The 16620-nt window shown below is 37.8% G+C and carries 19 protein-coding genes; 15 read left to right on the forward strand and 4 right to left on the reverse strand.

Features of this window, described 5'->3' with window-relative positions; genetic code table 11:
- Nucleotides 1–219: 219 nt before the first annotated feature.
- The gene (locus I588_RS27550; protein ID WP_010757828.1) at nucleotides 220–393 is read right to left on the reverse strand and encodes a hypothetical protein; all 174 of its coding nucleotides are present in this window, start codon (nucleotides 391–393) and stop codon (nucleotides 220–222) included.
- Between the two features lie 137 nt (nucleotides 394–530).
- Here I588_RS27550 and I588_RS04850 point away from each other — a divergent pair, with 137 nt between their 5' ends.
- Both I588_RS04850 and I588_RS04855 read left to right on the forward strand, forming a co-directional pair.
- Nucleotides 531–722, forward strand: a complete 192-nt coding sequence (locus I588_RS04850; RefSeq protein ID WP_010757829.1) for a CsbD family protein — start codon at nucleotides 531–533, stop codon at nucleotides 720–722.
- 370 nt (nucleotides 723–1092) lie between these two features.
- Entirely contained in the window at nucleotides 1093–1758 is a 666-nt protein-coding gene (locus tag I588_RS04855; RefSeq protein ID WP_010757830.1) for a DUF3862 domain-containing protein, read from the forward strand.
- Between the two features lie 132 nt (nucleotides 1759–1890).
- Here I588_RS04855 and I588_RS04860 read toward each other — a convergent pair whose 3' ends face one another.
- Entirely contained in the window at nucleotides 1891–2877 is a 987-nt protein-coding gene (locus I588_RS04860; RefSeq protein ID WP_010757831.1) for an ROK family protein, read from the reverse strand.
- Nucleotides 2878–3075: 198 nt separating this feature from the next.
- Here I588_RS04860 and I588_RS04865 point away from each other — a divergent pair, with 198 nt between their 5' ends.
- The 7 genes from I588_RS04865 (at nucleotide 3076) to I588_RS04895 (ending at nucleotide 10455) form a co-directional block, all read left to right on the forward strand.
- Nucleotides 3076–3390 carry a hypothetical protein gene (locus I588_RS04865; protein ID WP_010757832.1) on the forward strand — a complete coding sequence of 105 codons (315 nt, stop codon included), beginning with the start codon at nucleotides 3076–3078 and terminating at the stop codon, nucleotides 3388–3390.
- Between the two features lie 566 nt (nucleotides 3391–3956).
- A complete protein-coding gene (locus I588_RS04870; RefSeq protein ID WP_010757833.1) occupies nucleotides 3957–5444 on the forward strand; it encodes an AcpB/EbpR/MafR family transcriptional regulator in 1488 nt (495 codons plus the stop codon).
- Nucleotides 5445–5704: 260 nt separating this feature from the next.
- On the forward strand, nucleotides 5705–6394 hold the full coding sequence (locus tag I588_RS04875) for a WxL domain-containing protein (RefSeq protein ID WP_010757834.1): 690 nt from the start codon (nucleotides 5705–5707) through the stop codon (nucleotides 6392–6394).
- Nucleotides 6381–7412, forward strand: a complete 1032-nt coding sequence (locus I588_RS04880; RefSeq protein ID WP_010757835.1) for a WxLIP family cell surface protein — start codon at nucleotides 6381–6383, stop codon at nucleotides 7410–7412. Before I588_RS04875 ends, I588_RS04880 begins: the two co-directional genes overlap by 14 nt.
- Before the next feature lie 21 nt (nucleotides 7413–7433).
- Entirely contained in the window at nucleotides 7434–7757 is a 324-nt protein-coding gene (locus I588_RS04885) for an EF2685/EF0750 family sortase-dependent surface protein (RefSeq protein ID WP_010757836.1), read from the forward strand.
- Nucleotides 7747–9831 (forward strand): MucBP domain-containing protein, encoded by a 2085-nt coding sequence (locus tag I588_RS04890; protein WP_010757837.1) that lies wholly within the window; start codon nucleotides 7747–7749, stop codon nucleotides 9829–9831. Before I588_RS04885 ends, I588_RS04890 begins: the two co-directional genes overlap by 11 nt.
- Nucleotides 9832–10203: 372 nt before the next feature.
- Nucleotides 10204–10455, forward strand: a complete 252-nt coding sequence (locus I588_RS04895; RefSeq protein ID WP_010757838.1) for a hypothetical protein — start codon at nucleotides 10204–10206, stop codon at nucleotides 10453–10455.
- A 217-nt stretch (nucleotides 10456–10672) separates the two neighbouring features.
- On the opposite strand, the gene I588_RS04900 is transcribed toward I588_RS04895, so the two are convergent.
- Both I588_RS04900 and I588_RS04905 read right to left on the reverse strand, forming a co-directional pair.
- Nucleotides 10673–11128 carry a DUF6773 family protein gene (locus I588_RS04900; RefSeq protein WP_010757839.1) on the reverse strand — a complete coding sequence of 152 codons (456 nt, stop codon included), beginning with the start codon at nucleotides 11126–11128 and terminating at the stop codon, nucleotides 10673–10675.
- Nucleotides 11115–11324, reverse strand: a complete 210-nt coding sequence (locus I588_RS04905; protein ID WP_010757840.1) for a helix-turn-helix transcriptional regulator — start codon at nucleotides 11322–11324, stop codon at nucleotides 11115–11117. The genes I588_RS04900 and I588_RS04905 overlap by 14 nt, the downstream gene beginning before the upstream one ends.
- 520 nt (nucleotides 11325–11844) lie before the next feature.
- Between I588_RS04905 and I588_RS04910 the strand changes: the two genes are divergently transcribed.
- The 6 genes from I588_RS04910 (at nucleotide 11845) to I588_RS04935 (ending at nucleotide 16593) form a co-directional block, all read left to right on the forward strand.
- Complete coding sequence (locus tag I588_RS04910) at nucleotides 11845–12207, forward strand: type II toxin-antitoxin system RelE/ParE family toxin (RefSeq protein ID WP_034693751.1); 363 nt, start codon at nucleotides 11845–11847, stop codon at nucleotides 12205–12207.
- On the forward strand, nucleotides 12200–12475 hold the full coding sequence (locus I588_RS04915; RefSeq protein WP_010757842.1) for a helix-turn-helix domain-containing protein: 276 nt from the start codon (nucleotides 12200–12202) through the stop codon (nucleotides 12473–12475). Before I588_RS04910 ends, I588_RS04915 begins: the two co-directional genes overlap by 8 nt.
- A 217-nt stretch (nucleotides 12476–12692) precedes the next feature.
- Nucleotides 12693–13283: a TetR/AcrR family transcriptional regulator gene (locus I588_RS26355; RefSeq protein ID WP_051130086.1), complete on the forward strand. Its 591-nt coding sequence runs from the start codon at nucleotides 12693–12695 to the stop codon at nucleotides 13281–13283.
- Nucleotides 13284–13339: 56 nt separating this feature from the next.
- Nucleotides 13340–13531, forward strand: a complete 192-nt coding sequence (locus I588_RS04925; RefSeq protein WP_010757844.1) for a cysteine-rich KTR domain-containing protein — start codon at nucleotides 13340–13342, stop codon at nucleotides 13529–13531.
- A gap of 66 nt (nucleotides 13532–13597) precedes the next feature.
- Entirely contained in the window at nucleotides 13598–14299 is a 702-nt protein-coding gene (locus tag I588_RS04930; RefSeq protein WP_010757845.1) for an ABC transporter ATP-binding protein, read from the forward strand.
- Nucleotides 14293–16593, forward strand: coding sequence for an FtsX-like permease family protein (locus tag I588_RS04935; RefSeq protein WP_010757846.1), 2301 nt, complete (start codon nucleotides 14293–14295; stop codon nucleotides 16591–16593). The genes I588_RS04930 and I588_RS04935 overlap by 7 nt, the downstream gene beginning before the upstream one ends.
- The last annotated feature ends 27 nt before the right edge of the window (nucleotides 16594–16620 follow it).

Here is a 16620-nt window from a genome sequence, read left to right on the forward strand (position 1 = left end):
TAGAATATGCAGGATCTATCCCAAGGTATCTTAATCACACGATCTAACATTTTTTGCCTCCGCCAAATAGTGTGAAAAAGAAGTATGATGGTGAAAGGATAGTTGAAAAACTGACCAATGACTAAAATTCATGAGTACAAGGGGAAAAAATTGGATAAGACAACTCCACGATAGGTCATCCACTAGCCTAACAAAAAAAGCCGTGCTCAAACAGCACGGCTAACGGTTCTCATTCCATTTTTTCGGACTCCAGATATTTCCCTCTAAAGCCACCTGCAAACTTTCATTATCATCCTCTAATTGTTCAATGTAACGCAGCGTTTCTTCGATTACAAGCTGATTTTGCTCAGTCTTTAAGGCCTGCAGCTGTTCAGCCAGCCAAGTATTACGCATGATCTTCACCTCATGACGAGTGTAACATAAGCTGATTCATCCGTGCTGTTTCCTGCTTGTTCATTTGCGAGCACATCTTTAGGACAAGGATTGGTTCAAGCGTATAATTAGAGATGTAAAAACAGGAGGGAAACAACATGACAAACAAAGAAGAAATCAAAGGAAAATTAAATGAAGCTAAAGGTAAAGCAACTGGTGACAATAAAGATGAACTAAAAGGCAAGATTCAGCAAGGGATGGGCAAGGCAAAAGAAAAAGCAGAAGACACAGCCGATGACGCTGCGGGAAAAATGAACAAAAAGATCGATGAACATAGAGAAAAAGAGTAACAGAAATACCTGTTAGCTCTAGATAAAAACTATCAACCAAAAATTAATCTACTAAGCCAACTTGAGCGATCAAAAACCGGCTTAGTAGATTTTTTTGGCTGAACAAGGCAATTCTTGTATGTCAAACTCCGATTTCGCAGCAGCAATACTTTTGATAGAAAAGGCGAGCCAAGAAAATTCCTATGCCTAGCTGTTCCTTTATAAATACCTTGGAAAATAGAAAAATTACAATAAGATCATAAGAAAAAAGTGGTAAATTGAGAAGAAGTATTCAATTGTTCGTCTTGTTTCGGTAAAATGAAATAAAGCTTCATGTTTCAATAGCAAAAAAGGAATGAACTGCTTCCAGATGTCAGAAGGAGATTGAACTGTGAGAAAATGGAATAAGAAATTTTACCGCGATAAATACTTTTGGATAGGGATTCTCTGTATCACTTTAGCAGTGGCTTCCTATACTTATTTTAAGCAGCCTGTACACTCAGTGACCAATACTACGAGCACAAGCGGATCAGAATCTTCAGAGTTAGGTGATCATGTAAACGAAAAGATTGGGTCCGTTAGCGAATTACGAGAGTCTTTTGAAGCGATTCAGGTTGGAAACGAGAAAACAGGTGAAGGTGGAAGCACAAAGAAGCAGATCAATTCTTCTTTAGGCTCTCCTAATATGAAAATGGAAGATTATTTAGAGGGTGAGAAGGTATTCACCTATACTTGGCATAACTTTCCATGGGAGTCTCCTATGCCTATGCTTAGTGTCAGTTATAAGAATGACAAGGTGGTCAACAAAAGTTTATACTTTAGCAATGAAAAAATGAAGGATCAACTGTTCAATCAAGCAGAATTTGATGGCCTTCAGCTAACAGACACGTATACTCGAGAAGATTTAGTTGAACGCTTCGGCTATCCCGACCTGGAAACCGTTGCTCATTCTGAAATGGGCGTCTATGAGTACTATAATTGGTTTCGTTCGAACGGTACCTATAGCATTAATTTGCAAGACAATCAGCTGAAGGAAAAGCGACACAATACAGATTAATGACAATTTCTTAATCAAGTTTCCTATTTTCCCCAAAGAGTATAAAATTTTTAACTCGTTTAGTAAGATGATTTCAACGTTCCTCTTTGGAAAATTGAAATCATCTTTTTCCGTGGATTGAAGCTTTTTTTGCTAAAAGTTAATCTCTTGAGAAACCAGCCAGAACAAACCGGTCTCAATACTATCAGCAACCTGGTCATCGAAGTTAAAGTGGGGTTTGTTGGGCTGTTGAAGCAAGGTCTCGTTTTGAGTCAAGGTATGACTTAACTTTGACAAGGAAGCCTCTCCGGCAAAAATTACAAAATATTTGGGAGCAATAACTACATTGTAAATTGAAACGAGATTTACCAGGTTCTTCAGGAACGTCTCCTCAGAAACGGGCAGCTTCAAATCCATTAGAAACGGCAGAAATTTTGCCTCCCCAGCTAACGATTTTTCCCCTTCAATTAACTGACCATCAGATAGTATGGTTACTCCAGGCATACTGTAGGGAGGATAGTATACACCAACAATAGTATTTCCCTCCATTATGTCTTGATTCAGTGAATAGCCAAGGGTAAACAAATGAGCATCATTTTGAACATGGATAGGTGCATCAGTTAGTTTGGCTAAATCCTCTACGATATTCCAATCATTTAATTCTTCCTTCCAGCTAGAGATCAGGGTTCCTTGGAAGATTTTTCCCGGAATAGAAATACCAATGGAGGTAATAGGAACATTTGCAGAGTGAATGACTTCCTTTAATTTCTCCAGCAGATCAGCCTTAGTTAATTTGTCCAATGCTAGTGAACCATACCGACTTTCTTGCTTATTTAAATTAACAATTTTATGAGTAAGCAGCGTTGTACCATTCACTTCTTCGATAATGATCAGCAGATAATGGGCTAAATCATAATTAAAATGATACTCTACTGCCGGTCGACCAAACCTTTGCTGGATCAGCTCACCTTCGATAAAGATAGATTGCTTCACCAAATCCTTCACCAAAGAATTAACAGTGACAGTGCTTATACCAGTTTCTTCGGCCATTTTAGGTTTAATCGCAGAGCCCTGCTCAAACAGAAAGCGGGACAAACGCTGTAAATTCTTCTCACGAATAGGATTCATTTCCTCAGGCATTTTTAAACTCCTTTATTTAATCTATTTAATTAAGTATAAAGTGAAGACTGAATTTTGTAAACAGAGTACGAGCTTAAAGAATGAGTGAAAGCTAGTATAGAAAAGATTTATCTTTACAAAAATCACCAGCAGCTATATAATTAAACTACTTAATTAAGTAGTTTAATTATATAAAAGATATCAAAGGAGGAACACACAATGAGCATTCAAAATGTTTTGCTGCTGCAGGAGCATCCCTTCAAATGGAACAGTCCCCCAAGAATTTTGGCCAATATTTTAAAAGGTGAGTTCGATTCCAATCATCTCCGCATCAAAGTAGCGGATTATCAAAAACTCAAACAACAAAAAGTTTCTGCCAACTTAATCCTAATTGAGCCCACCGCCAAATATCTAAAGCCGCATGTAGAACGGCTTTATGGCAATCAAGCAAAGGTGGAAGTAATGGAATTGAACGCCTACACTGCGCTAAATGCGCCATTATTAATCCAGCAGATACAAGAAAATTTAACTTAGAACGACTAAAAGAAAAAGCTGCATCAACGAAAATGAGTTTCCGTGGATGCAGCTTGTGTAATTTTTATTGCCCCTTCTCCAACTCATACGCTTTATAGCTCTTTGACTCATATAAATCCTTGTTTTAAATTCATCGCATAAAATCATTTTAGTGTCGAAGCTTAGACATCAATCTCAAAATTAAAGGTTATCCTTTGACCACTGAAGTAAATAAATTGAAAGGGGAAGAAAGATGAATCAAATACTAAAGGTTGAAGGAAAGTAAGGAGGATGTAAGAGACATGTATCCAGCAACTGGCTTTGTAATAGATGGCATGTTTGGTCATCACTATCTAAAGGATTATCGTTGAATTTTTGATTTTGATACGATGGAAATGAGCTTGGATTAATAGAATCGAGACAGTAAAAAATAGAGATTTCATCTGGCTGTACAGGATATCTGATTCTAGATATCTCGTACAGTCGTCAGGTTTACCTATGTTATAATGAAAAAAATTTGATTCGCAAAGGCTTTAACTGAGTGATTTTTCTGGAATAACTAATGATCGATTCACGGGATTTCATAAATGGTGGTGAGAACAATACGAACTTTTTTGACGAAAACATCGCAAAAGAAAATAAAGCTGATCAACTTTCTTCTTGAAGCAGAGGGGTGGCGAACAATTAGCGAAGCTCAAAAATATTTAGGAGTCTCTAGTAAATCGATTCTGCTTTACATAAAAGAATTAGTTGAATTATTCGAACAATTCCATGGGAAAATCATCTTAAGAAACGATAATAATCAACGGTTTCTTATCCAAAAGGAAGAAGATTTCCCGATGTACAGTATCTATCTTCCCTATTATAAAGAATCCTATAATTACCAATTAATTGATTTTATGTTTAAACAGCCTGAAAAGAAGTTAGAGGATTTTGCAGAAAATCAGTATACAAGCACCTCCACTGTTTTTCGATATGCCAAATTGTTGGTTCCCTATTTTAAACGATATAATCTGACTTTCCATTCCTATAAGCTGGAGATTGAAGGGGCTGAAACAGAGATTAGAAGTTTTTATTATTACTTTTACTGGGATTCAACAAGAGATGGCGGTTGGCCTTTTCTTGTGGGTCGCAATCAGGTAAAGGAATACATAGCTGAATTTGAGTTCGTTTACGATATAAAGCTGGATGCTTTGCAGAAAAAAATTTTCAGCTATTGGTTAGCTATTATTATTGGAAGAGCGAAAACTAACTGTCTTCAATTAGATAAATCAGTCAAGGAAACCATTGCTGGGGATGCAGCATTCAATTTAATTGTGGCCTGGTTAAAAAGGATTCAACTAGACTTACCAGATGAAGAAAGCTATTTCTTATATCGAGTGATCTATGCTTTCGGAATAATTGATGGCAGCAAGCCGTATGAAAGTGCAGCTGCTGAGGCTCATGAGAAGAGTCGGAGCTTAGCCTACCGTTCAGCAATCCTCCTGCGTGCTGCACTGAAGCAAGGCTATGATTTTGACTTAGATTTAACGGACAAAACTACTTTATTCAATCTAATTGCTTTCCATGAAAGAAGTTATTTTCTTTTTGGAAATCCCGATATTTTTTTTAATAAATCTTATCCAACTGAATTAGAAAAGTTAGATCCTCATCTTTACTTAGAGGTGAAGCATTTTTACGACTTAGTTCAGCAGCTGGCCCCTGATGATCTGTTGTCGAGCTTGAAAAATGTGAATCAGCTATTTCTGAATTATTATTACCTATTGGACTACCTAGGGGTTTTAATGAAGAATCTTTTCCCAATAAAAATTTTAATTACAGATGATTTGCATCATACACATCGGCTATGGCTGATGAATAAAATCAGAGTTTTATTCAGCAATTCTTATGCGATTTCATTTTTTGACTATGACACAGCCTTTGAAGAGGTAGATTTGGTCATTTCCAATTATTATCTAGATACAAAGGGAACGCCTCTATTATTAATGAAGAATATTCCTACCCCACGAAATTGGCGAAATTTAGAGCAGGTTTTATATCAATTAAATAAAACCATCGGAAAGCAGAACCCCTAATATTTTTGAGTTACTAACAAATGACTCCTTAGCCAGCAAAAAGCTCGATTTTCGAGCTTTTTTTTATGGTGGAAAAAGAAAGACATGAATAACTTGCAAACCAATTAGGAAGCGAGTAAGCAATTTTTATAACGGGTTTCTTGAAAGGACTTTTAATTTTTTTCTGATTTTAGAATTTATTTGAACTTTTTTATTCTTTGAAAGGGTGTAAGAATTGAGGTTGGTCAAATAAGACTAATTATCATTTAGGAGGAAAAAGCATGAAGAAACAAGTAACTATGACAGCCGCTTTGGCTTTGTCAGCGTTGAGTTTATCAGGATCAATGGCCCTTGCGGCTGAGCAGGAGGAGGGGACCACTGCTCAAGTAACTAATAAAGCAGAGGTTACATTAAAGGCGGGATCAGGTACGGATGTGACCCCGGTCGTTCCAGATGATACCCACGATGATGATCCAAGTACAGGAAATACAGGAGCTTTATCGATTCCCTTTGCTTCAAATATTACTTTTGGTGAGCAAGAGATTCAACCAGAAGATACAGACTATTTTGCCTTAAATAAAAAACCCTTTGTACAAGTAAATGACACACGAGGTGGAGCAAAGGGATGGACATTAGGAGCAGCCATTTCCCCCTTTACCTCAACGGATAGTGAGCAATCTGAACTGGTGGGAGCCCAATTATCTTTAGGAAATGGAAAAATTGTTACGAAAAATAACTCTTCCAAACAGCCTGAGCTGTTTCAAGCAGCAGCTAATACCTTTGTTCTAAACGACAACAATCAAACAATTATGCAAGCCGCAAAAGGAGAAGGGGCCGGGGCTTTTGCTGCAGTATTTGAAGGACAAGACGGAAAAAATGAAAATGTAAAATTGCATGTTCCGCGAGCAGGCGTGGAAGCAAAAAATTATACTGCAGAAATTACATGGACATTGACCGATGCTCCAGCATAAAGACAAACAAAGATGGAGATTTCCGCTCTCCATCTTTTTTATCATAAGCGTTGGTATGTTGTACCTCAATCCTGCTAGTAGCTTGGCGGCACAAAATAAAGTGAATTTTGAAGCGGAGGCCCTTTTGCCCGAAAATCAGAAATCAACAGCCAGCTATTATGATCTAAAGGTAGAGCCCGGTCAAATACAGGATTTGACTATTAAGCTGAAGAATACCAGTGACGAAAAAGTTACAGTCAAGGTAGAAGCCAACAATGCAATAACAAATAAGAATGGTGTGCTGGATTATTCACAGCATGGTCAACCCTTATTGGAGGGTCCAGCGTTTGAAGCGATGATCTCGCCACCGCAAGCAATTGACCTGGGACCGAAGGAAGAAAAAAATGTTTCCTTTCAATTAAGGATTCCATCAGAAGGATTTGCTGGAACCGTCTTAGGCGGGTTTTATTGCTATGAAGACAAACCAGAGAATCAGGAAGAACAATCAAGCTTTAGCTTAGCCAATAAATTCGCTTATACCATCGGAGTACAATTAAATGAATCAGATAAAAAGCTAAACCCCAAGCTGCAGCTGACGAAAATTAAACCAGGCTTGGAAAATGGCTATTTGACAGTATTTGCTACACTTGAAAATCAGCAGCCGCTAATTATGAGTCAGCTTGAAATGAATGCCATTGTGACAAAGAAGGGACATAAGGAAACCCTGCGTGAATTAAACAAAACAGTTTCCTTAGCCCCTAGAAGTCGATTCACCTTCCCGATTAATTGGGAAAATGAACCATTAAAAAAAGGAAACTACGAATTAAAGATCAACCTGAAGGATACTACAGGAAAAACGTGGCAGCTGAAAAAGGATTTTACAATTGAAGGAAAAGATGAAGACTTAAACAAGAAAGCAGTCGACGTGAAAGAAGCATCTAATCATTCAATAGTCTATCTTTCCCTTATGATTGTGGTCTGTCTAGCGATTATTGGTGTCTTGCTTGGGTATATAGCGAAAATACGAAAGAAAAATTAAGGACAACAGGAAGTGACTAAAATGAAAAAAGTGCTCGCTTTAGGATCAGTTGTGGCTTCCTTGCTGCTTTTTCCTTTGCAAGGATTTGCGGCTGACCAAGTAAATAGTGAGGTTGGAATCAGCTTTTACCAACCAACTTCAGCGAATCAGATCGTACCAATGGTCAAGGTAAAGCGAACTAAGGAGCCTGATCGTTTTGTAAAAGGTGTAGAGCAATTTAACGAGTCTGGCCGCTACCCTAAAACAAATGAGAAAGAACGGGTCAGACTTACTTTAATAGGACTGCTGCTTTTTATTATTAGTTTTATAGTAATAGTAAGAAAGAGGAGTCGCTATGCAGATTAAGATGAGAAAATATGTATTATCATTTTTTTTGCTGCTGATTTGCTTGTTTCTGTACCCTAAAAATGCTTCGGCAGCTGACAGTATAACCAATCTTCCGTATTTCAGATATGCCAACAGCATTCATACCCCAGCTGAAAATACTTTCGTGATGCACTATGGAAAGGATACCAGTGTAGAAGCTCTCAAGGGCAGCTATTCCGATGACGAATTGAGGGTAAATAAGAATACGCCAGAAAGTATTGCGTTAATAAAAAATGTCGGGTACTTCAACGGAAAAAGGATTAGTGCTAAAGTCACTTTGAAAAAGAAAACAGGGGAGGCAGGTGGGCACATTAGTTTAGCAGACAGTGAAAGTTTTCTTAGTATGTATATTGAAGGTGAAATGACAGTTACGTACGAATTTCAAGATGAACAAGGAAATGAAATACCCGTGGAAACATCTTTCAACTATTATGGTTTAAACCGTAATAAATGCGTTGGCTACAATCACTTTACTAATTATGTCAAATATCTGGTCGCTAGCAATCCTACAAATATCAGATATCATAGCCAAGAAAATGAGAATGATTGTTGGGTTTACTTTGAGAATAATAAGTCTAGTCAGTGGAAAGATCCGGTACAGGCTTTTCAAATTATCACTAAACCAGTAAGCAGGATAGAAACCGTTGTAAAGAATTTAGACAGTACCCCTTCCTCATTAATGTATGACACAGATTTCTTAGCTAGTCCGGAATTTTCCAATGCCGAGGCAGTTGATACGACAGTTGAAAATGCTGGAGATTCGGTGAGTTTGCATGCGATGCAAACAATGCCCAATATAAACCATGGAAATGCCATCAATAATATGGAAGTGGATTTTTCCTTAGACAACTTCAATAGTCGTGCTCAATACAAAGTAAAAGACTTTAGCGTAACACGATTTGATGGAGAGGATGTGACTGCCTTATTCGATGGGCAGTCGCAAGATGGAAAAAATTACCAAATCAAAGCGAACGCGCCAGCAAACACCAAGCTTTATGATACGGTCCTGAATTATCAAGTGAACCTCGAATGGATTGGAAGCCCCGAAAATCCTGTAGATAAACAAACACTAGAAAATAACTATTTGAAATTACCTTTTACTGTTGCAACCACCATTAATGATAAGGTGAAGCCCTCTAGCCATGCGACGACAGCAGTTTATTACATTAGTGGGATCAACTTAAGCTACTTGGATGAGCATAATTCAGCGCTATCAAGTTCTACGCAGCTATCGGGTATTATTACGGATCCCTTTGATTTGTCAGACCAATATCCTGAGATTAAGGGATACTATCCAGTAGAAGAAGCGGCGTTAGATCACGGAATTTTTAAACCGGAAATCCAAAATTTAGTCCATTATTATCGAAAAGGAGAACCTATCCAATTTTCCTTGGAAAATGCGGAGAACCCACTGAAAATCTCTCGGTTCACCAGAGACAGGAAATTAGCATTTCATTTCTCCCATGGAAATCAAGAGAATGTTCGATTGATGGCTAAATGCGGAAATGAGGAAAAAGAGCTAAAGAGATATTTAGCGGATGAAACGCAAGGTGAAGATACCGTGATATTCCAGGTTCCCGAGAAATGGTTGGATAAAGAAGTCATTTTTTATATGGAAAGTGATACAGGAAAAAAATCGAAAGAAGAACAACGCCAGTTAGCTTTAGACGGCGGTGTTGAACTGATCCTTCCAGAACGGCTTTCGTTTGGCGAACAAGAAATACCCTCAAGGGACAAAACGATTCAAGCAGAAAACCAAAAAGATGTTCAGATCAGGGATAACAGTACGCTGGATCAAAGTCATTGGACCATCAAAGTCAAAGCTGAAAAACCACTAGCTAGTAAAAATGGCAACAGCTTAAATGATGCTCTTCAGTTTAGATTACAAGGAAAAGAAGAACGAATTAATTCCGCGGATCGAATTGTTTGGCAAGGAAGCGGGAGTACTGGGTTAACGGATCAGGATGCGATTCAATTACTACTCTTGCCTTCAGACGAAGCTGACCATTACGAAGGTGTCTTAACATGGACGGTGGAGGATGCTCCTAAATAGCTTTGAGCTGCATTAACGAATAGATAGAAGAGAGTGTGTCTAGCTGCCTAAACACCAATAATCAAATTTTGTGCCGCTATTTCGGATTTATTTTGGCAATGGTCAAAATCGACAGAAGAAATTCATTTTAGGAATGAAGATTTTGTGCTTGGAAATCTTTGCAACACGAGAGAATAAGGACATAATAAAAATGGATCATTTGATGCTTGAATTTACTTAGATAATATCCACAGATTCAAAAAATTTGATTTCTATTTTCTAGTGGGAAAACGCTATTTAATTTTTTTATACGCTAGATTTATCTGAGCGGATTAATTAAAAAGCCGTGATACAATGCTCTTTATTAGAGATCATGAAAGGCGTTGGCAAAGTATGTCTGATTACAAATACTCGGTAAAGAACACAACTAAAATAGAGCGGGAAAAGCTCCGCAATATTGCTTTAAGCTATTCAACTTTAGATGCTGCGGAACCTTCAGATGATACGATGAAGTTAGTTGAAGAATATGTAGCAGGCAATATGGAAATTTCCGATGCCCTAGCAACCGTTAGTGAAAAATATCGGGCAATGGGTTTAAAAAATGCTTGCTCCATAGTTAGTCCCAGACACCTATACAATCAATGATTTTTAGATGGGATATTATTGTAACTAAAGCCTTGTTCTGATTTGCAATAAGCTTCAAGCACACTTTTGAGAAAAGTGCTGTTGCCAAGATAAAGATTGAATATCCCTGAAGCTAGCTTTAAAAGAATAATTCAAAAACTGAGCAGGGTGTCTAAAAACATCTGCTCAGTTTTTTTACTATTGAGATTTTCTAAGCTGTTCGGTGGAGGCTGCTATTTTATCCTAAGCGCTTTTGTCCAAATTCACCAATAGAATATAAGGCACCAATAATTACGCCTATGAAAATAGTTGCAGAAACGAAAGTAAAACCTAAAACGGCAAGAAAGTGGACATCTGTTATTCCAGTGTATTTATCGCCATACAGAGAAAAATTTCTAACGCCATTGATTATAGTTATAAGCAACCCGATAGCAATTGTTGAAGGTACAATGAATTTTTTCGTGTTCATCGGGTAATCAAAAGAGTTAAAACCCAAAGTTGAGCTTCGAATAGTAATGTAAAGGATCGCGATAGCCATAACGGCTAATTCAGCCGTATATTCTGAAGGTGACATGTCCCAAATATATGACTTAATAAATATCGATAGGGCTAACAAGCCGATCATTAAAGCAAAGCCCTCACTTTGAATCTTGTTGTTCAGTTGCACCGTTCGTTCATCTTTATTCTTTTTCATATTCATCCTCCCAAAATAAGTCATTCAATGTTTTATTCAGTGTTTTACAAATGGCAATGCAAAGCTTTAGTGTGGGGTTGTACTTGCCAGCCTCAATCAATCCGATTGTTTGGCGGGTGACCCCAATCGCATTAGCTAGCTCTTCCTGACTCACATCACACTCAATTCTAGCCATCTTCATTCGTTTATTCTTCATGACATGAATAGTTCCTTTCACCAGATTTGATAAACCTAGTATATTTTATATCTGACTATTTGTAAAGTATATATTGCATTATGCATTATATAAATTTCTTAAATGGGGATTGATGTAACTTCAAAGGACCATAAAAAACAAGGATCAAAATCACTTTTGCGATTTTGATCCTTGCTTTTTTATATGCTTTGAAAACTACCTGCTATGCAGGTGGTTCCGGAGAGCTTCCAGCGTGGTAGTTAAAAAAACTAGAATGTTAAACTGATGCTGGTTTCCCGACTAGGAGAAAAAACAAAAAGAAATAACCCGAAATTCTTTTAGAATCAGTGGGCAATACCGGATTGTTCGGAAAAAAGAAATTCAAAACAGCTGCTAGGACAGACGTCCGTTCGAGCTTTCGTTAATAATCGTCAGCTATAGATGCCCAATCGACGAATAGTTTCCGTATAAACACGAGCGTTAAGTCTAATTAGGGGATCATACTATTTACAAATGATAGCGAATGTGCTATCGTCAAGGTATGGAAAAGCCAAAGTTCGATTTTATTAGAAGGAAAGATGGATCAAGTGAATTTGAAGATTTTTTGAATTCAATTCCAGAAAAAGATGCTGCAAAACTTTTAGCAGTAATCAAAAGATCCGAAGAGCATGGATTGCTGGTTGCCCAAAGAATGGAGTGGGTAAAAAAACTAGATTCTGACTTGTATGAGCTTCGATCAAAAGTCGGAAGTAATATTCAACGAGCAATCTATTTTCAAAAGGTCGGAAACGAATATCTTATAACTCATGGATTCACTAAAAAGCAGCAACGAACACCCAGAAGTGAGATTGAACATGCTAGACGGATGCGTGAAGAATATGAGAAAGGAAATAATTATGAATAAGATTGATGAACTAATTGCAAAGAAAAAAGCGGAGAGTGCGACTTTCGCCGCTGAATATGAAAAAGAATCGCAACGTTTAGATGTTGCGGTTGCTTTGACACAGTTAAGAAGTGAGCTTGGTCTTTCTCAAAGAGAGTTAGCAGAACGAGTAGGCAAGCCACAAAGTACAATTGCTCGTATTGAAAATGGCTCAATGAACCCTAGTTTTAGCGTTCTCTATGAGATTGCTGCAAAAGTAGGTAAAGAACTGCATATTGAATTTAAATAGAATTAGATGGCTGTAAGTATTTTGTCACTTTTTGCGCTGCACTTTAAGAATCAAACTATCCAGTAGAAGCCTCAGTCCTACATGGAGGCTTCTTTGTCTTTCCCTTTTATACTTTAGTCAATCTAAAAAAGAAACTTTACAGTAAAACGATAGTGTCGTATAATGACTGTAATGGACATATTTGGTCATTAAAGTCTTTTTGGAAAGTAGTGAGAAAATGCCTAGAAGCTTAACTGAAAACGAGAAAGAACTGCAACGTCAAAATTTTTTTAATCATGGCAAGAACTTAATTTTTCGTTATGGTCTTAGTCGTGTGAGTGTGGATGATATTGTAAAGGAAGCCGGTATGGCAAAGGGCAGTTTTTATAATTATTTTTCTTCAAAAGATGATTTTTTTTATCAACTGATTTTTCAAATTCATGAAGAAGGATTTATTCAAATCAAAGACCTGCTGCAAGCTGTCTCAAAATTACCTTCGAAAGAGAAACGAGTACAAATAAAAAAATTTTTTTGGGGGTTAATGAATAGTCCGATACAACAATTTATGCTGAATGAACACGATGAAATTGAAAAATATTTGGCGCGCTATTCAAAAGCAAGCCTAGCAGAATTAAAAGAAATGGAGCTGCAAAATTATCAAGATATTATTTCAAAACTAGATTTAACCGAAAAGAATCCAATGATTATTCACAATTACATCCATATCATTTTTTTCGGCGTAGGTCATAAGGAAATGTTAAACCTGGAATACGTGGAAGCGACAGTTGAAATTATGATTGAAGGATTGTTGAATTATCTTGATTTATAGAAGGGGATTTTGTTGGGATTGATATTTCCTGAAAAGAGTGGAAGGGAGGGAAATTTATGCTAGTTGAGAGTACTTGGCTTCATTGCCCGATATGTAAAGCAAAAACACGAAACAAGATCTATCGAAATACCATCGTGAAAAACTTTCCACTTTTTTGCCCCAGGTGTAAAAACGAAAGCATTGTCGATGTGCTGAATAATCAAGTTACACGAATTAAAGAGCCGGACGCTAAGACGCAGAGCCAATAACTAAAAGGAGAAAATCCTTGTGGTTGTTGGCTCTTTTTGTTTGGAAAAAATGGAGGAGAACAGGCTATGTCATTTATTGAGTTGAAAAATGTCTGCCGCTATTACGATGTGGGGACACAAGTTGTAAAAGCTGCTGAAGAGGTTTCTTTTGAAATATTAAAAGGAGAACTGTGTGTGGTATTAGGCCCTAGCGGTGCTGGGAAAACCACTGTTCTTAATTTATTAGGTGGAATGGATACAGTTACCAGTGGGGAGGTGGTTGTCGATGGAAAACGAATTGATCAATTAAATGATTCAGAATTAACGAAATATCGGCGAACCGATGTCGGGTTTGTTTTTCAATTTTACAATTTGATGCCCAGCCTAACCGCTTTGGAAAATGTTGAATTGGCTCGACAGGTCAGTGAACACGCTCTTGATCCAAAAGAGGTATTGGCGCGAGTTGGTTTGCAAGATCGGATGGATAATTTTCCAGCGCAATTATCCGGTGGGGAGCAGCAGCGGGTATCAATTGCTAGAGCGCTATGTAAAAATCCATCGTTATTATTATGTGATGAGCCAACGGGTGCATTGGATTCTAAAACAGGTGCACAAGTCCTAAAAACCTTGAAGGACCTTAGTGAAAATTTCAATACAACGGTGGCGATTATCACCCATAATTCTCAAGTAGCACCCATCGCTCATCGTGTGATCCGTATGAAAAATGGGACAATTGACAGCATAGAATTAAACGAAAATCCTTTAGCAGTGGAGGAGATCATATGGTAAAACAAATGCTGACAAAAAAACTCTTTCGAGATATGTGGGCAGCCAAATGGCAATTTTTATCAATTATTTTGTTAACTGCTTTGGGCGTCATGTTGTTTGTGGGGTTAGATGCGGGTTGGCGAGACATTAATTTGTCACTAAATAACTATTTCACTCAACAAAAATTGCCTGACTTATGGGTCTCCTCTGGGGACGTGGATCAAGCAACTATTTCAAAAATAGAAACGATAGAAGGCGTCAAATCCACTCAAACTAGAGGGAGTTATGAAGCACTCGCGAAAGATTTACCTAATGATCCTACCGTTATGCTAAATGCCTTTGATGGTGAAATGGAAATCAATCAGCCTGTACTTATTAAGGGGAAAATGTTAGCAAAAAATGATACTCGTGGTGGCTTGATCGAAGAAAAATTTGCTAAAGCTCAAGGATTGAAACTGGGGGACACGATAAAATGTACACTGCAAAATATGGAGTATGATTTCTTAATCAAAGGAATGATCCGTAGTCCAGAGTATATTATGAGTGCCAACGACATCATGCCGAATGCAAAAAGGTTCGGATATATGTATGTCAATAGCGCTTCATTAACCCTGCCGTTAAATGAGGTGCTGGTGTCCGTTGAAAAAACTACCGATAGTGATCGTGTAAAAAAGCAAATCGAAAAAGCGTTCCCTGCAGCTACGATTCAAGATCGTTCCGTGCATCGGAGCACCGATACGATTTTTACTGAAGTACAACAATTTAAATCTTTTTCGTACGTGTTCCCGGTACTATTTTTTATCGTAGCAGCGTTAGTCGTCTTAACCACCATCTCTCGAATGGTTGATAACCAGCGGACGCAAATGGGGATTTTGAAAGCTTTAGGCTACAGCAGACAAAAATTGTATGTTCACTACCTAAGCTATGGCTTTTTTCCTTCGCTGATTGGTTCCTTATTGGGACTATTGATTGGGAAAACGCTGGTGGCCGATGTACTATGGCGGGCAGAAGAAGGTATTTATACCATGCCCACTCACTATGCAGCACCGATATCGATTTTATCTTTTTTAGTATCGATCCTATCAATTCTGCTAGCAGTCGGTATTTGTTTTTTTAGTTGCCGCAAACAATTAAAAGAAACAGCTGCTGATTTATTACGACCAAAGCCGCCAAAATCAGGTACCAGAATCATACTAGAAAGATTTACCCAACTATGGGGAAAAATGTCCTTTCATTCGAAACTCATTAGTCGAAATATGTTTCGAGCAAAAATTAGAAGCTTTATGGCACTGTTCGGTGTATTAAGTTGTACGGCGCTTTTGATTAGTGCTTTTGCCATGGACAATAGTTTTAGTAGTCTAGTAAATGTTTATTATGGTGAAACCTATACGTATGATATTAAGGCCAAACTGGAACAAAACCCTGGCTCGATTGAATCCTATAAAAAACGTGTTCCTGCAGAAACGGTCGAAGGCATTATGGAGCGCCCCGTTAGCTTATCTCACGATGGTGAAAGCCGGGCAATTAACATGACAATTGTCGATAACCATCAAACCATTATTCATTTTTCGGATGAACATACGCAGCTACCCGATGAAGGTGTTGTGATTACAGAGAAGTTAGCTGAAACGATGGGCGTATCAAAAAATCAATCGGTTGAAATTACGCTATCAGGAGACAAACGACCGATCAAAACCTTTATCGCCGATTTTGCATCTTTCGGAACAGGGCAAGGGATTTTCCTATCTCGCAAATCATGGGATCGGATGGGGAAAGGTAACTTTATCCCGACGTCCTTATTAATCAAAAATCCTGAGACGAATATTTCTGAGTATTTAAATCGAACAGATACGATTGCTAGATGGTCTACAGTTGACACGCAAATAGCAGAAACACTCGTCTTAATGGACAGCATGCGAGGGGTGATCTTATTGCTGGGACTGTTTGCCTTGTTGCTGGCGTTCGTAGTGATCTATAACATGGGGATTTTAAACTTTGTAGAAAGAACCCGTGAATTTGCGACACTAAAAGTTTTAGGCTACTACAATTATGAAATCAGAAGCTTGATTATGAGGGAAAACACGATACTTAGTTTCTTAGGCGTGATGCTAGGAATCATTCCGGGAATTCTATTAGCTAATGTGGCGTTGAGAGTCGCTGAACCGGAGGATTTTGTGATTAGTATTGCTATTAAGCCCATTAGTATTGTTTTATCCTGTGTTATTACGTTTGCGTTTTCGATTATCGTTCAGCTGTTTTTGACCCGTAAAGTCGCAAAAATTGATATGGTATCCGCACTGAAAAGTGTTGAATAAAAAACGGATAAAAAGAGAGGAATTTTA

The sequence above is a fragment of the Enterococcus pallens ATCC BAA-351 genome (assembly GCF_000407485.1).
In the GTDB taxonomy this organism is placed as follows: Bacteria; Bacillota; Bacilli; order Lactobacillales; family Enterococcaceae; genus Enterococcus_A; species Enterococcus_A pallens.

What these genes read in the sequence shown, in the direction of transcription:
- I588_RS27550 (WP_010757828.1), bottom strand. Translation starts at nt 393, where the DNA reads ATGCGTAATACTTGGCTGGCTGAACAGCTGCAGGCCTTAAAGACTGAG.
- I588_RS04850 (WP_010757829.1), top strand. Translation starts at nt 531, where the DNA reads ATGACAAACAAAGAAGAAATCAAAGGAAAATTAAATGAAGCTAAAGGT.
- I588_RS04860 (WP_010757831.1), bottom strand. Translation starts at nt 2,877, where the DNA reads ATGCCTGAGGAAATGAATCCTATTCGTGAGAAGAATTTACAGCGTTTG.
- I588_RS04865 (WP_010757832.1), top strand. Translation starts at nt 3,076, where the DNA reads ATGAGCATTCAAAATGTTTTGCTGCTGCAGGAGCATCCCTTCAAATGG.
- I588_RS04870 (WP_010757833.1), top strand. Translation starts at nt 3,957, where the DNA reads ATGGTGGTGAGAACAATACGAACTTTTTTGACGAAAACATCGCAAAAG.
- I588_RS04875 (WP_010757834.1), top strand. Translation starts at nt 5,705, where the DNA reads ATGAAGAAACAAGTAACTATGACAGCCGCTTTGGCTTTGTCAGCGTTG.
- I588_RS04880 (WP_010757835.1), top strand. Translation starts at nt 6,381, where the DNA reads ATGCTCCAGCATAAAGACAAACAAAGATGGAGATTTCCGCTCTCCATC.
- I588_RS04885 (WP_010757836.1), top strand. Translation starts at nt 7,434, where the DNA reads ATGAAAAAAGTGCTCGCTTTAGGATCAGTTGTGGCTTCCTTGCTGCTT.
- I588_RS04890 (WP_010757837.1), top strand. Translation starts at nt 7,747, where the DNA reads ATGCAGATTAAGATGAGAAAATATGTATTATCATTTTTTTTGCTGCTG.
- I588_RS04895 (WP_010757838.1), top strand. Translation starts at nt 10,204, where the DNA reads ATGTCTGATTACAAATACTCGGTAAAGAACACAACTAAAATAGAGCGG.
- I588_RS04900 (WP_010757839.1), bottom strand. Translation starts at nt 11,128, where the DNA reads ATGAAAAAGAATAAAGATGAACGAACGGTGCAACTGAACAACAAGATT.
- I588_RS04905 (WP_010757840.1), bottom strand. Translation starts at nt 11,324, where the DNA reads ATGAAGAATAAACGAATGAAGATGGCTAGAATTGAGTGTGATGTGAGT.
- I588_RS04910 (WP_034693751.1), top strand. Translation starts at nt 11,845, where the DNA reads ATGGAAAAGCCAAAGTTCGATTTTATTAGAAGGAAAGATGGATCAAGT.
- I588_RS04915 (WP_010757842.1), top strand. Translation starts at nt 12,200, where the DNA reads ATGAATAAGATTGATGAACTAATTGCAAAGAAAAAAGCGGAGAGTGCG.
- I588_RS26355 (WP_051130086.1), top strand. Translation starts at nt 12,693, where the DNA reads ATGCCTAGAAGCTTAACTGAAAACGAGAAAGAACTGCAACGTCAAAAT.
- I588_RS04925 (WP_010757844.1), top strand. Translation starts at nt 13,340, where the DNA reads ATGCTAGTTGAGAGTACTTGGCTTCATTGCCCGATATGTAAAGCAAAA.
- I588_RS04930 (WP_010757845.1), top strand. Translation starts at nt 13,598, where the DNA reads ATGTCATTTATTGAGTTGAAAAATGTCTGCCGCTATTACGATGTGGGG.
- I588_RS04935 (WP_010757846.1), top strand. Translation starts at nt 14,293, where the DNA reads ATGGTAAAACAAATGCTGACAAAAAAACTCTTTCGAGATATGTGGGCA.